Here is a 14,169-nt window from a genome sequence, read left to right on the forward strand (position 1 = left end):
CGCGGGCCGGCCGGTGCTCCGCTAGCGCGGGCCGCCGGCCGGGGCGCCGCCAGCCGGGGTGGAGCGGTCCTGGGTGCCCCGGGCCACCGCCACGTCCGCCCAGCTCGACGGTGCGGGGCCGCCACGGAGCCGGCTGCGTACCGAGGGCGGTATCACTCGGCTGGCGGTGGCCCGCGGCGCGATCGCGGCCAGATCCCGCAGGATGTCCAGCCGGGCCGGGGGCCGGCTCACCGCCTCGCGCAGGAATCCGTCCAGGTTGCGCCCGCCGACCTCCAGCGAGTAGCGACGCAGGACGAGATCGCGGGCCCAGCCGCCGAGGCGCGCGCGCAGCTCGGCGTCGACCAGCAGGGTCTCCAGCTGCCCGGCGAGGTCGGACGGGGTGCCGTCGCCGACGCCGTAGTAGCCCCGCCAGAACAGCGGGGTCACGGTGTCCTCGCTGACCACGGTGGAGAACCCGCGCTCCCCCGTGAGCAGGACGGGCTTACCGAAGGCCAGGCCTCGCAGCGCGGAGCCGCCCATGCCGAGCACGATGTCGGCGGCGGCGTAGGCACCGCGCGGATCGAGCATCGGGCCCGGCACGGTGACGACCTCACGGCCCGCCGCCTCGTTCACGACGGCCGCACGGCGCCGCAGGTCATCCTCGGCGGTGCCCGAGCCGACGACGAGGAAGCGCACCGGGTACCGGGCCGCCAGCTCGCCGACGGCCTCGATGCCCCCGATCAGCCCTTCCAGCTTCAGCCAGCCGACCAGCCGGGAAACGGCGACGACGAGCAGCTCGTCGGCGCCGACACCGTGCTCCTTGCGGACGACGGTGCCGTCCACCGCGTCCGGGTCGTCCCGGCCGGTGTCCACCGGTGGCTCCAGCAGCAGCAGCCGGCGGTGCCCCAGCGAGCGGGCCACGTCGACCGTCTCCTCGGTCCCGAACGTCATCGGCACCGACTTCGGCAGGTGCGCGGACACCGAGAGGTTGTTCATGTCACTGCCGGCGAAGGGCACCCCCAGCGGCCCCAGCGCCCCCATCGAACCCAGCGCCAGCAGCGCGTTGACGCACTGCGGCCAGTCCCACGCGTGGACGACGTCGGGCCGCTGCTCCCGGACCACCCGGGCCAGCGCCGCGATCATCCGGGCCGACGGGGCCCCGAAGGCCGCGGGGGCCGGGAGCAGGCGGATCTTCCGTTCGTGCAGCAGTGCCGCCGCCGGCCCAGGAGTTCCGAAGAAGACCACCTCGTGGCCATGAGCGTCACGCAGCTGGGTGGCCAGGTCGATGGCGTTGGTCTGACTTCCGCCGATCTCCAGGTGGTGAGGGTAGACCAGGATCTTCACAGTGCTCTCCGCTCGGGTCAGGTCAGGAGCGGCACTAGGACAGGCTGGTGGTGAACACGACGTCAACCCAGTAGTTGCTCTTGCCCCCGTTACCGGTCGGGAAGCTCGAAGCGCCGTACTTGTACACGCCGTTGGGGCCGTCGACGCCGTTGCCGAGCGCGCGTACGGGCGCCCTGGTCGTCGTCGACTCGAAGTAGTTCGTCGTGTAGGAGTACCGGCCCGCCGAGGAGTTGTACGACGCGACGTAGGTGGTGCCCGCCGTCACCTGTATCGGGGTGCTGAGCGATACCTGCTGCCAGCCCGAGGCCGACTCGTTAGAGAAGGTCGCGGTCGCAAGAAGGTTACCGCTTGCATCCCACAGGTGACCGATGTGGGTACCTGTGTTGGCCGCGCCCTTGTAGAAGCGCAAACCAGTGATGTAGCCGTTCTGATCCGGGCGGAACTTGACCCCTACCTCGACCGCGGCGGTGTCAGAGGCGGCCGCGACCGCCGGGGTGGCCGTCGCGGGGAAGATCGAGCAGGGGCAGGTCACCACCGGGGTGAACTGCCACGAGGTCGCCGCCATCGTGTTGCCGGCCAGGTCCTTGGCCGAGACCGTCACCGTGTGCAGCTGCCCCGAGTACACCGCCCCGCTGGGCACCAGCGTCGCGGTCGAGGTCTCCCAGTTGTAGCTGACCGTCGCGGTGACAGTGTTGTTCGCCGCGTTCTTCAACGTCAGGCTGAGCGTCGACGGGTTGATCGGCTCGTCGAAGGTGACGGTGATCGGAGCCGACGCGTCGCTCGTCGCGCCGGGCGCCGGGTTGCGGTTCGCGATCTGCGGCGCGGTGGTGTCCGGTGACCCGCTCAGGACGAAGACCGCGTCCACCCAGTAGTTGGCGCTCAGGTAGGTGTTGGTCGGGAACGCCGTGCCGCCGTAGGAGTAGACACCGTTGGGGCCGTCGGCCCCGTTGGCCATCACCACCATCGGCGAGGCGCTCGCCGGCGGGTTGGTGAAGTAGTTGGCCGTGGCCGCGTAGTAGCCGGTGTTGGAGTGGTACGAGACGACATACGTCGTGCCCGGCGTGACCGCCACCGGGGAGGCGAAGGTGACGGTCTGCCAGCCGGAGGCGGTCTCGCCCGTGAAGACCGCGGTCGCCAGCCGGGTGCCCGTCGCCGACCAGAGGCTGCCCAGGTGGGTGCCGGTGTTGCCGGTGGACTTGTAGAACCGGACGCCGCTGATGTAGCCGGGCTGGTCCACCCGGAACTTCATGCCGACCTCGATGGCCTGCGAGTCACCCGCGATCTGGGCCGGAGTGGTGGAACCGAACATGGTGCAGGGGCAGGACGGCGGAGCCATCGTGAAGCTCCACGTCTGCGGCCCGTCCAGCGGGTTGTCGAACAGGTCCTTCGCGCCCGAGACCGTCGCCGTGTAGCTGGCGCTGGTGACGAGCGACGCGGTCGGGGTGAACTTCGCGGTCTGGGTCGGCGCGTCGTAGCTGACGGTGCCCGCGACGGTGTTGTTGGCGGCGTCCTTCACCACCATCGAGATGGTGCTCGGCTGCACGGCCTCGCTGAACGTCGCGGTGATCGGCGTACCCGCCGCGACGTTCGTCGCACCGGGCGCCGGGGTCACACCGGCCACCACGGGCGGCACCGAGTCGCTCGGGGCGGTGGTGTCGAAGACGACGTCCACCCAGTAGTTCGCCGCCTGGGCGGTGTTCGTGGGCAGGCCGCTCGCACCGTACTTGTACACACCGTTACCGCCGGCGTCGGTGTTCGACAGCGCCCGGATCGGGGCGGTGCCGGCACCGGTCGTCGCGAACGCCGCTGTCGTGTACGAGTAATGCCCGGCCGGTGCGTAGTAGGAGGCCGTGTAGGTCGTTCCGCTCGTGACGGCGATCGGCGGCCAGATCGAGGCCTGCTGCCAGCCGGTCGCCGACTCACCGGTGAAGGTCACCGAGGCCAGCTTGTTGCCCGCCGCGTCCCACAGCGATCCGACGTGGGTGCCCGTGTTGCCGGCTCCCTTGTAGAAGCGCAGCCCGTAGATCCAGCCGTCGCTCGTCGCCTGGAACTTCACCCCGAGCTCGATCGCGGCCTGGTCGGAGCTCGCCGGCACCGCCGGTGCGGCGGAGGCGTCCCAGATGGTGCAGGGGCAGGTGCGTGGGCCGGCCGTGGTGAACGACCACGACACCGGGTTCATGACGTTGCCCGCCGCGTCCGCGGCGCCCGACAAAACCGCGGTGTAGGTGCTGCCGCTGGCCAGGGTCGCGTTCGGGGTGAGGGTGAGCTTGCGGTCCTGCGCGTTGAAGGCGACCGTCGACGGAACCACGGCGTTGGCCGCGTCCCGGAGGACGAGCGAGGCGCTCCCGCTGGTGATGTCCTCAGAGAGTGTGGCGGTCACGGCGGTGGCCGGGTCCACGTTCGTGGCGGCGGAGGCCGGAGTGCGCGCCGTCACCGACGGTGGCGTGACATCCGCCGCCGAGGCGTCGGAGAAGATCGCGTCGACCCAGTAGTTCCAGGCGGAGTTGATCTGGCCGGACACCGCGGCGACCGACTGGTTCGGGAACTGCCCCGCCGCTCCGTAGCGATACACCCCGTTCGACGCGGTGGGACCGCCGGGCAGGGCCTTCAGCGGCACGCCCGTGGTGCCCGCGTTCGTGAAGACACCGGCATCGGCCGCGTAGTGGCCGGACGGAGCGTGGTACGCGATCACATAGGTGAGGTCCTTCGACACGCCCACGGCCTGTGGGAAGAGGACCGTCTGCCAGCCGCTCGCGGTCTCGTCGGCGAAGGTGCCGCTCGCCAGCAGGGTGCCGTCGGCCGTCCACAGGGTCGCCGTGTGGGTGCCGGTGTTGCCGGCGCCCTTGTAGAAGCGGGCGCCGGTGATCGAGCCGTCCATGGTCGACGTGAACTTCACGCCCAGGGTGATGGCCGAGCCGTCGCTCGTCGCCGGGTTCACCGGGACGGCGTCGGTCGGGAAGATCGTGCAGGGGCAGGACACCGTGGTCGCGACCTGGGCGACCGTGCCGATGTTGCCGCTGTCGTCCGAGGCGCGGACCTGGATGGCCACCGCCCCGACGCCGACGACCGTGCCGGTGTACGACCAGGACTCACGCCCCTTGGCGGGGTGCCACGTGGCACCGCCGTCCATGGACACCTCGACACCGCCGACAACACCGCCACCGGAGTCGGCGGCCGTCCCGGAGACGGTCACCGTGGCTCCGTTCGCGTGCGCGACGCCGCTGGTGGGTGAGGTGATGGTGACGGTCGGCCCGGTGTGGTCCGTCGACTTGGTCGCCGCCGTCAGCCCGCTGATCAGCGTGTCGGGCTGGGCGTCCATGTCGGCGAGCACGTTGACCGTGGCCTGCTGCATCCGCTGGTCGGGCGCGGTGTTGTTCGGGTTGGCCTGGTCCAGGCCCCAGGACCACTGGATGGTGCCGGCACCGAAGACCAGCGCGCCGCTCGCGGCGCGGTACATGGTCATCGCATGCGACGCCGACCCCGGCGAGACGACGTTGCCGTAGGCGTCCTTCACCACCGACGTCGCGTTCGCCACGTCCGAGTGGGCGACCTGGAACAGGCCGGCGGGCCGGTACCCGTTGTCGATGTCGGTGTCCCACTCGTAGGCGAGGGTGCTCGGCGCGAGGGTGGCCACCTGGCCTTCACCGAGCTCGTCGACACCGGTGTCGCGCCAGAACCGCATCTTGCCGTCGTCCGCCGGCACCTGGATGTCGTGGTAGTCGCTCTGGACGACCCAGTACGTGCCGGTCAGCGCGTTCTCGGGCTCACCGCCGTCCGACGGCGGGGAGAAACGGGTGTCACGCCAGGTGCCGGTCCACTCGCTGGACGGGTCGATCTTCGCGTTGTCCCGGGACTCCTTGTAGCAGACCATCGTCCGGTAGGCCTGGCCCGAACCGTCGATGCTCTGTTCCCAGCGGACCTTCCAGTAGACCTCGTTACCGGAGAAGAAGGCGAGGTTCACTCCCGCGTCGCGAGCCGCCTCGACGTTTTCCCGCTGTGCGCCCGACCAGTACTCGTCGTGCCCGGAGGAGATGAACGTCCTGTGGTTCTGCAGCAGCGCACCGGACTTGTCGGCGTCGATGCCACTCGTGTAGCTCAGGTCGTATCCGTTCGCCTCCAGGAACCGGATCATCGGGTATTCCGCGCTGAGCACCCAGTCCTGGAACTTGTTCTGCGGCGTGGCGAACGGCCGGTTGTAGCTGACCTTCTTCGCCTGGTGGCAGTCGTCGCCGAGCTCGTAGAGGCTGTACCCGCCGTAGCAGTTGTACGCCTGCCAGGTCGTGTCCGAGGCCTGCACCAGGACGTCGCTGTGGCTGGAGTCGTCCCGGACGACCCAGGTGATCTGGCCCTCGCCGCCGGTGTCCTCCCGGTGGAGGATCGCGAAGTAGATACCGGAGACAGCGGTCGAGGGCACCGCCCAGGACGCCGACTCGGCCCAGTTGCCGCAGTCCACCAAATGGGTGGTGTTGTCGGTGTAGCAGGCCGGCTGAGCCTGCGGCAGGGCGGCGCTCGGCGTGATCGTGTCGAGCTTGCGCGCACCGTTGCCCTGGTAATAACCCATCCGGTAGATGTCGATGCGGTACGCGGAGGCGTCGGTCTTCACCTTGAAGTGAATCGTCTCGCCCTTGTTGACGCTGATCTGCGTCCCGAAGCCCTGAATTGTCGGGTCGCCGGCCCCGGAAAGCTTCCACTCGGACGGCGCCGTGCCGGGCAGGCTGTTCTCACAGACAATCGGGTTCACGGGGGCGTCGCAGGGACCTGCGGTGGTGGCCTCGGCAGCCGGGAGCGTCTGGGCGCCCGGCATCACGGTGAAGCCGACCAGCGAGGCCGCCACCAGCAGGGCGAGAACCGCCACCCGACGGGGCGCCAGCTGCACCGCCGCCGCCAGGGCCATCACACCAGGCCGACGGCGCGGCGACGGACCGGTCGATCCACGGCACCACGAACTGGCAACGCGCCGACGAGACTGCATGACGATCTCCCACTTTTCCGGGACGGGTACCGCGCCCTTGCCCCGGCCGCCGGGTCAGGTCCGGCCTAGGCGACAGATTCGGGTTGGAGCCTTGTCGGATGCGGGTGGGAGGGGTCGTCGAAGCCGTCAGCCCCCGGCACGCGCACGTCGATCTCAGATCGTGGACGGTTCAGGGGAAGTCATGTAGGTGCGACACGGCGCCGGAACGCGCACAGCCGACCACTACGCGCGGACATCTGCCGCGACAGCTGGCTGACACTCATTCGGACCCCCCCGAGGCCACGCGGCACACCCCCCCTTTTGGGTGCCGCTGCGGCGATCCGACACGGTAGCGCACCAACCGTCGGCGAGCAAACCACCACATACCATCGCTCGAACGCAGTTCATCTGTTGTCGATTGTTGCCGATATTGGCCGGAAACGCAGCGAGGTGGGTGGCCCGAGCGCCACCCACCTCGCGATACCAGCCGGTCCGCCGCCACCGCATCAGTCGGTGACGGCGCAGTACTCAGGGAGTGACCGCCGCTCCCGTGTCAACCCAGACGTTGCCCGAGACCTGGTTCCCGTTGACGGACTCGAAGCCCGCGATCGTTCCGTAGGTTCCACACGTCGGGTGGTACCGCCGACCGAACGTGTTGTCGAGGATGCGGACGTTGCTGGCGAGCGGGAACGCCTTCTGCGCCCCGGAGCCCCCGTACACGCAGTAGGCCCCCTGGGTGTTGAAGAGGTTGTACCGGATCAGCACGTTCTGAATGGGCGCGAAGTCTCCGAACAGGCCGACCGAACCCGAGCACATGTCATTACCGTCCGGAACCGCGCATTCGATGTTGTTGCCGACGAGCGTGAAGTTCGAACCGCCGTTCGAGAGGAACCCGTCCATGTGGGACGAGTGGTTGGAGTACAGGTCGTGCACCCAGCTGTTCTCGACGACCGTGTTTCCGTCCGAATAGATACCCGCCCGGAAACCGTGGATGTCCGCGCGCCGGATGGTCATGTTCGAGTTGCCGACGCCGGTCCGGTCACAGGCCAGCCCGTCGCCGCTGACCTCGACGTCCTCGACCAGGGTCGGGCCGACCCTGTCCTCCACGTAGCCGGCGTCGATCGCGCCGCGGTCACCACAGCCATGCACCCGGACATTCCGAATGGTCACGTTCTTGGCCCGCACGGTGATGGTGCCGGTGATGTCCAGCCCACTGATCACGGTGTTGTCCTTGGTGACCGTGATGGATCCGGACGGGGTCAGGGCCACCCCCGGCTTGACCCCGGTGCTGTCCGGGCCAGGCCACGCGCTGGGCGGCGCGGAGACACCTGAGGTCTGCGGCGTGGCCTGCGGGACCGTCGCACCACCGCCCGCCGGCGTGGGCGCCTGACCGGTGGGTGTCGCCGACGCGGTGGTGGTCGCCCCCGGCGTGGCGCCGGCGGACGGGCCGGCGGACACGCCCGGTGACGCGGGCGCGGTCGCGTTCGGGCCCGGCGAGGGCGGCACGGTGACCGGGGCTCCCGCCCCCGAGGTAACCGGCTGGAACTCGACGTCCACGTAGTAGTTGCTGTCGCGCCAGGTCTCGTCGGGGAAGGCCGCGGCGCGGTAGGTGTACACCCCGGCGAGCGCGATGAGCGGCCCGACCTTGCGGACCTTTCCGGCGCCGAAGTAGTCGACCTGATCGACATAGCCGCCGGAATCGACCTGGTAGGCGGCGACGTAGGTCTGCCCGGCCTGCACGGCGACCGGACGCTCGAAGGCCCCGCGGCGCCAGCCGGCCTGGTCGCTGTTGGGAATCGTCAGCGTGCTGAGCTGCCGCCCGTCACCGGACCAGAGCGCACCCGTGTTCGGGCCGCCGCCCGCAGTCGGGCGGTAGACCCGCAGCGCGGAGATCCGCCCGGACACCTCTGGGCGGAACCGCAGCCCGAGCACCACCTGGCGGGTGTCGGGGCTGGTCTCGACCGTCAGCGCCCCACGCCCGTTCCACAGGCTGACCGGACCGGACGAACCCCTGCCCGACCGGCCGGCCTCCGCCACGGTCAGGTTGTCCGACGCCGTCCGCAGCCCTACCACCAGGCCGACGAGACCGCCCGCCAGGGCCACGACCAGCATGATCGACAAGCGACGGCTCGGCCTGCGGGCCGGGCGCGGCTGAGCGGCGCCCCGCTGCCTTCGTCGGCGCCCGCCTCTGCCTGGTGGCCGCGCGCCGCCCTGCCGGCCGGAGGCGGTCGATGCGGGGCCGGCGGGTTCAAGGTCGGCGGGATCGAAGTCGGCGGGATCGAAGTCGGCCGGATCGGGACCAGCCAGGTCGGCGCCCGTGAGATCGTGCTCCGCCAGGTCATGGTCCGCCAGGTCATAGCCGGCCGGATCGAAACCGGCCGCCTCATAGTCGGCCAGCTCATAGCCATCCGGATAGAAACCGGCCACGTCAGCGCCCGCCAGACCGTGATCCGCAAGCTCATGACCGGCCGTACCGAAACCAGTCGGATCGAAACCCGCCAGATCAGCACCTGCCAGATCATGACCAGCCGTGCCGAAAGCAGCCATCTCAGCGCCCGTCAGGTCGGCGCCCGCCAGATCATGACCAGCCGTACCGAAGCCCGCCACACCGGCACCCGTCAGATCATGACCAGCCGGATTGAATCCGGCCAGGTCAGCGCCGGTCGCGGTGCCGTCTGGCACCGGTATGCCGGTGACCGGACCGGCCTCCGCCCGGTCGGCCATCTCTGCTGAAACGTGAAATTCGCTCCACGTATTACTCGCGGTCATTGCGTGCCTCCCGGTCGGTCCCCCCCGGAGATGGACACGGAACCGTCAGGTCGTGTGACCCGGATCGCTGCGGCGAAATCAGCGGCCCGACGAGCCCAACTGTGGCTTTCCGCGAACGCGCGACGAGCGGCGGCCAGCTGGCCGGACCGCTCGCGTTGCAGCTCGGCGGCTACAGCTGCCTCGAACTCTGGCGGAGTGGTAGCAGTGACTATCAACGATGAATCCAACCAACGGGTAGCCGGCAGATCCGTCGACACAGCCGCCCGCCCCGCTGCGAGGTACTCGAGGGTCTTCAGTGGAAAACTACCACGGTTGAAGGCGGTGTCGACATAGGGCACGAGGCCGACGTCGATGGCCTTCAGATAGCTCGGGAGCGACTCGGCGGGCTTCCGCCCCACCGATACGACGTTCTTGCGGCCGAGCAGCGCCCGCATCCGATCCGGCTCGAACGTTGGATCGATCGGGCCGACCAGAAGCAGCGAATGACCGGCCTCGGCAACCGCTTCCAGCAGACCGAGATCTATTCGCGCATTGATATGCCCGACCAGACCGGCAACCGGGCCGGGAAGGTCCACGTCTTCCGGATCCGCCGCGGTCTCCACGCCGGCGAACGCCTCGGGATCGCAGCCATACGGAATGAGGATCGGGCTCGCACCCAATGCGGCCAGTTTGTCATGAACAACGGGACTCGCGGTAATAACCACATCCGCCTTCGCCGCCACCCGCACCTCGGCGACCTGCACCCGCACCGGGTCGAGCCCGAGCAACGCCGCACCGCCGGCGTAGTCGTCCTGTGCCCAGTAGACGCGCAGCCGTTCCCGGGCTGCCCCGAAGGCCGGGAGCAGCACGTCCGCCTCCACCAGCGCCGCGACGGGTACGCCGAGGTCACGAACGGCGCGTCTGATCTGGCGCCGGACGATCTCCGAGTTCGCCGTGGCGACTCCGCGCCGGCGCAGCCCGGGCAGCACCACCGGCGCCAGCTGTGCCAGGTTGTCCGCCACCATGCGTACCCTGGGCGAGGCAGGGGCGGCGATGTCCGCCCGGCGCCGCGGCGTCGCCGGTGAGATCGGCGGGTCCACATACAGAACAGGTACGTGGCGGGCCAGCTGTTCCGCGAGTGAGCGGTCGTGTAGTTTGACGCCATCCCAGCGGTTGGTCGCACACACGGTGACGCATTGACGCCACTGAGCAGCCCCTGCCAGGTCGGGCGCACGCACAGCGCGGCTCATCGGTCCCCCCTCCGATTGCGCATCCACGCCAATGAATGCGTGGCCGATGGTAACCGACCGCTATCCCGTCAGGGAGCACCGGCCGTGCGGCCTCCTGAGTACCTGCCCTATGGTGGTAGCCGAACAGATGACGCCGGCCCGTCACCTTCACGGACTGGATCTCCGCAGCAGGGGGCGAGATCCACTCTGCCATGCGAAGCTCGCGGGAACGGATACTTCCGCCTGACGCCGCCGGACCGGCGAGGGCGCCTTGGGGGGACGGAATGGGGCGGGCCCGGGTTGCGCTGGCCGCCGTGCTGGCGGTGGGGGCGGTGCTGGGTGCCGTCACGTTATTCATGCGTCCGGCACCCCAGTCGGCGAGCGTGGCCGTCGTGCTCCGTGTGGACAAGGGCCGCGACGACGCGCTGAACGCCCAGTTCGCGGGCGAGCTGCTGATCTATTACGCCCGTTCGGAGCTCTCCCGGCCCGGAGCGCTCGGCCCCGAGCAGGTCACCGACTTTCAGCTCGCCTTCTCCCGCAACAGCACCGAGCCGTTCGCGGACATCGTCGGCCGCAGCACGATCATCAACATTGTCTCCGCGGACAGCGACGGCGCGGTGGCCCGTGACACGGTCAACGCGGTCGTCAGCCAGCTGTCGAAGCGGCTCGAGATCTGGCAGGACGGAATTCCCGACGCCAAGCGCATCGTCCTGGTGCCGCTGCCGCGAGCCGGCAAGGATTCCAGTGGCCCGGCAGGCCCGGCGTCCTATGCCGGCGGCAGTCGCCCGCGGGCAGCCCTGGGAGTTCTCCTCGTCTCCGTTCTCGTCACCGCGGCCGTGGGCACCAGCCTCCTGCGAGCGCGGCCGCGATGAGCGCTCCCCCGCGGCAAGCACCAGCTCAAACCACATCTTTGCCGTTGCTGCGACCATGGGAACGGCAAAGGTTGCACCCGAGGCCGTCGGTGACGGCGCCTACCCGTCCACAGCTTCCGCCGCGTTCAGGAAGTCAGGTCTTCCGGATCGGCACCGGGGGGAACACGTAATGCAACTGAACGGACCGCTCACGATTCTGCTCCGGCGGTGGCGACTCACCGCCGCCGGAGTTGCTCTGACCGTGGTCGCCGCGATCGGCGCCTTCGTGATGACCCCCGTCAGCTATCAGGGATCGTCCCAGGTCTTCCTTCTGCCGTCGGCCGTCTCCGCGGAGACCGGCAAGGTTGACAATCCGTATCTGGGATTCGGGCAGTCGTTGCGCATTACGGCGGAGGTGATCAGCCGCCTGACCAGCACCGCCGAAGCCGTTGACGAAGCCGTGAAGCACGGGGCCACCGCGGGGTACATGATCGGTATTCCCACCGACGCCGCCGGCCCGGTACTCAACGTGCAGGCCGAGGGACCTGACCGGGCCGCGGTCGTGACCACCGTCAACTACGTCGTCACCAAGCTCGGCGAGGTGCTGGACCAGGAGCAGGAGAAGGGCGGCGCGCCCCGGTCGTCGTGGTTCGTCCTGAACAAGATCACCGAGGAGCCGGTGGTCACGGTCGCCAAGAAGGCCCGCTACACGCAGGCGGCGATGGCTTTCGCGGTCTGCTGCCTGCTCACCTTCCTGGGCGTTCTGCTGTTCGACCGGTTGCGTTCGCCGCGGCCTGCCGGTGACGGCGGTGCCCCGATGTCACCCACCGGGCCGTCCGCGCCGACCGACAATGACGGCTACGGGGAGATCGGGCGCCCCCGGCGCCCGGCCGCGGGGCCGCAGGAACACCGCGAGCGCCAGCGGTACGACGAGCCGAGCACCTTCGACGGGGCACCGCAGGGTCGCTCGGACCACGACACCGAACGCACCTACCGCATTCCGCTGCGGCGTCCCATGTCACTGGACGACGACCCGCAGTCGGGCTACGACCGCCGACCGCTTGGCAGCGACCGAAAGTCATGATCAGCGGAACGTCGCGGTCCGCTACCAACCCCCCGGCCACCACATCTCGCGCCAGCGGCCCCGGCGCGGCCCTGGCTCCGGCCCCGTCCACCCCTTTGGCCGCGCCCCCGGCGTCGGCCGCGGCGTCGGTCCCGTCGTGGCTCCGGTCGACCTCGCACCTGGACACGGTCAGCCTGCTCACGCTCTTCCTGTTCCTGCTGCTGGGCCTGTCCGCGCAGTTGGTGATCGGTTCGCTCGGTTCGGCCGCGACACCGGCCAACCTGATCGGTCTCGCCGGCCTGCTGTGCTGGCTCGGCGGGCGGCTGCATCCGGCTCTGGGCCTGGACCAGGCGGCGAACCCGGTGCGCGTCGCCGCGTTGATGTTCATGGTCGTGGTCCTGCTCAGTTACACCGCGTCCAATGGCCGGGTCACGTCCGCGGTCGAGATCCGCGCGGCTGACCGGGGCCTCATCGCGACCCTGTGCTGGCTGGGGATCATGCTGATCGCCTGCGACGGGGTGAGCAGCCTCGATCGGATGGAGACCCTGCTGCGGCGCCTGGCCATCGGCGGCGGGCTGCTCGGCCTGCTGGGGCTGGTGCAGTTCTACACCGGGTTCAATCCGCTCGCCGCGGTCAAGCCGCCCGGCCTGCAGCCGATCGCGGCGTTCGACGAGCTGAGCACCCGGTCGGACTTCGTCCGGATCAAGGCGACCGCGAGCCACCCGATCGAGGCCGGCGTCGTGTTCGCCGCGATCCTGCCGTTCGCCCTCCACTTCGCCCTGCAGCCCGCTGCCACCCGCCTGCGTGGTCGGCTCCGCTGGGTGGGCGTGGTCATGCTCCTGGTCGCGCTGCCGATGACCCTGTCCCGCGGCGGCCTGCTCGCCGCCACGGTCACCTTCATCGTCCTGTTCACCGGCTGGCCGTCCCGGATCCGCGTGCGGGCACTGATCATCACGCCGGTCTTCCTGGTCATCATGCGACTGGCCGTGCCCGGCCTGCTCGGCACCGTGCGCAGCATGTTCGCCGGCATCTCCGAGGATCCGAGCACCTCGGGCCGGACCAGTGACTACGCGACGGTCGGCCACTACTTCGACCAGTCCCCGCTGTTCGGCCGAGGATTCCGCACGTTTCTGCCGAACATCTACCGCACCCTGGACAACCAGTACCTGGGCAGCCTGGTGGAGATCGGCGCGGTCGGCATGGTCGTGCTCATCCTGCTGTTCGGAATCCCGCTGGCCTGCGCGGTGATCGCCCTGCGCCGCGCCCCCGACCAGCGGACGAAGGACCTCATCCGGGCGCTGGCCGCCAGCGTGTTCGCGGTGATGCTCAGCTACGCCACCTTCGACGCGCTGAGCTTCTCACTGATCGCCAGCCTGACCTTTCTTCTGCTCGGTTGTTGCGGCGCCGCCTGGCGGCTCACCCGGCAGCCGGCCCCCCGCGAGAGGAACAACGCCCGATGACCGCACCGGGACCGGCCGCCCGAGCCCGTCAGGTGGCCAGGGACATGGTCCGCGACGTCGTCCTGAACGGCGCGCTCGCCGCCCCGGTGACCCCGCGCCCGTTGCGCGCACAGCTGCTGCACCGCACCGGCATGCGGGTGACCGGAGCCGCGATCTCCCCCGGCTGCTGGTTCGGCGGCCGGAACGTCTCGATCGGGCCCCGGACGTACGTCAACCGCGGCTGTTTCTTCGACTCGTTCGCGGACATCACGGTCGGTGCCGACTGCCATCTCGGCATGCAGGTGCTCCTGTGCACCAGCACCCACGAACCCGGTACCGGACGGTCACGCGCGGGGGCGCTGGCCGGGCGCCCGATCGTGATCGGCGACGGCTGCTGGCTCGGCGCCCGTGTGACGATCATGCCGGGTGTCACGGTGGGAGACGGATGCGTCATCGCCGCGGGTGCCGTCGTGACCGCGGACTGCGAGGCTGACGGGCTCTACGCCGGGATTCCGGCCCGCCGGGTCCGGGATCTGCCGCCGCGCGCCACGAGCTGACCTGACAA

At 69.9% G+C, this 14,169-nt stretch carries 8 protein-coding genes; 4 read left to right on the plus strand and 4 right to left on the minus strand.

The window, feature by feature from the left end; all coding sequences use genetic code 11:
* Positions 1 to 21: 21 nt before the first annotated feature.
* From AWX74_RS25045 to AWX74_RS25060, 4 genes are all read right to left on the minus strand, one after another.
* On the minus strand, positions 22 to 1,323 hold the full coding sequence (locus AWX74_RS25045; RefSeq protein ID WP_165615778.1) for a glycosyltransferase family 4 protein: 1,302 nt from the start codon (positions 1,321 to 1,323) through the stop codon (positions 22 to 24).
* 34 nt (positions 1,324 to 1,357) lie between these two features.
* Positions 1,358 to 6,217, minus strand: coding sequence for a DUF4082 domain-containing protein (locus tag AWX74_RS25050; RefSeq protein ID WP_165615779.1), 4,860 nt, complete (start codon positions 6,215 to 6,217; stop codon positions 1,358 to 1,360).
* A gap of 585 nt (positions 6,218 to 6,802) precedes the next feature.
* Positions 6,803 to 8,998, minus strand: a complete 2,196-nt coding sequence (locus tag AWX74_RS25055; RefSeq protein WP_131799532.1) for a DUF4082 domain-containing protein — start codon at positions 8,996 to 8,998, stop codon at positions 6,803 to 6,805.
* A 41-nt stretch (positions 8,999 to 9,039) separates the two neighbouring features.
* Entirely contained in the window at positions 9,040 to 10,272 is a 1,233-nt protein-coding gene (locus tag AWX74_RS25060) for a glycosyltransferase (RefSeq protein ID WP_091281754.1), read from the minus strand.
* Between the two features lie 263 nt (positions 10,273 to 10,535).
* Between AWX74_RS25060 and AWX74_RS25065 the strand changes: the two genes are divergently transcribed.
* The 4 genes from AWX74_RS25065 (at position 10,536) to AWX74_RS25080 (ending at position 14,161) form a co-directional block, all read left to right on the plus strand.
* Positions 10,536 to 11,123 (plus strand): hypothetical protein, encoded by a 588-nt coding sequence (locus tag AWX74_RS25065; RefSeq protein ID WP_091281757.1) that lies wholly within the window; start codon positions 10,536 to 10,538, stop codon positions 11,121 to 11,123.
* Positions 11,124 to 11,292: 169 nt separating this feature from the next.
* On the plus strand, positions 11,293 to 12,186 hold the full coding sequence (locus AWX74_RS25070; RefSeq protein WP_091281759.1) for a YveK family protein: 894 nt from the start codon (positions 11,293 to 11,295) through the stop codon (positions 12,184 to 12,186).
* Positions 12,183 to 13,625: an O-antigen ligase family protein gene (locus AWX74_RS25075; protein ID WP_091281763.1), complete on the plus strand. Its 1,443-nt coding sequence runs from the start codon at positions 12,183 to 12,185 to the stop codon at positions 13,623 to 13,625. Before AWX74_RS25070 ends, AWX74_RS25075 begins: the two co-directional genes overlap by 4 nt.
* Complete coding sequence (locus AWX74_RS25080) at positions 13,622 to 14,161, plus strand: acyltransferase (RefSeq protein WP_091281767.1); 540 nt, start codon at positions 13,622 to 13,624, stop codon at positions 14,159 to 14,161. Before AWX74_RS25075 ends, AWX74_RS25080 begins: the two co-directional genes overlap by 4 nt.
* Positions 14,162 to 14,169: the final 8 nt, after the last annotated feature.

Origin of the sequence: Parafrankia irregularis (assembly GCF_001536285.1) — a bacterium.
GTDB lineage: Bacteria > Actinomycetota > Actinomycetes > Frankiales > Frankiaceae > Parafrankia > Parafrankia irregularis.

Excerpts from the sequence above, each read along its gene's own strand:
- AWX74_RS25050 (WP_165615779.1), bottom strand. The coding sequence starts at position 6,217 with ATGGCCCTGGCGGCGGCGGTGCAGCTGGCGCCCCGTCGGGTGGCGGTT.
- AWX74_RS25055 (WP_131799532.1), bottom strand. The coding sequence starts at position 8,998 with ATGGCCGACCGGGCGGAGGCCGGTCCGGTCACCGGCATACCGGTGCCA.
- AWX74_RS25060 (WP_091281754.1), bottom strand. The coding sequence starts at position 10,272 with ATGAGCCGCGCTGTGCGTGCGCCCGACCTGGCAGGGGCTGCTCAGTGG.
- AWX74_RS25065 (WP_091281757.1), top strand. The coding sequence starts at position 10,536 with ATGGGGCGGGCCCGGGTTGCGCTGGCCGCCGTGCTGGCGGTGGGGGCG.
- AWX74_RS25070 (WP_091281759.1), top strand. The coding sequence starts at position 11,293 with ATGCAACTGAACGGACCGCTCACGATTCTGCTCCGGCGGTGGCGACTC.
- AWX74_RS25075 (WP_091281763.1), top strand. The coding sequence starts at position 12,183 with ATGATCAGCGGAACGTCGCGGTCCGCTACCAACCCCCCGGCCACCACA.
- AWX74_RS25080 (WP_091281767.1), top strand. The coding sequence starts at position 13,622 with ATGACCGCACCGGGACCGGCCGCCCGAGCCCGTCAGGTGGCCAGGGAC.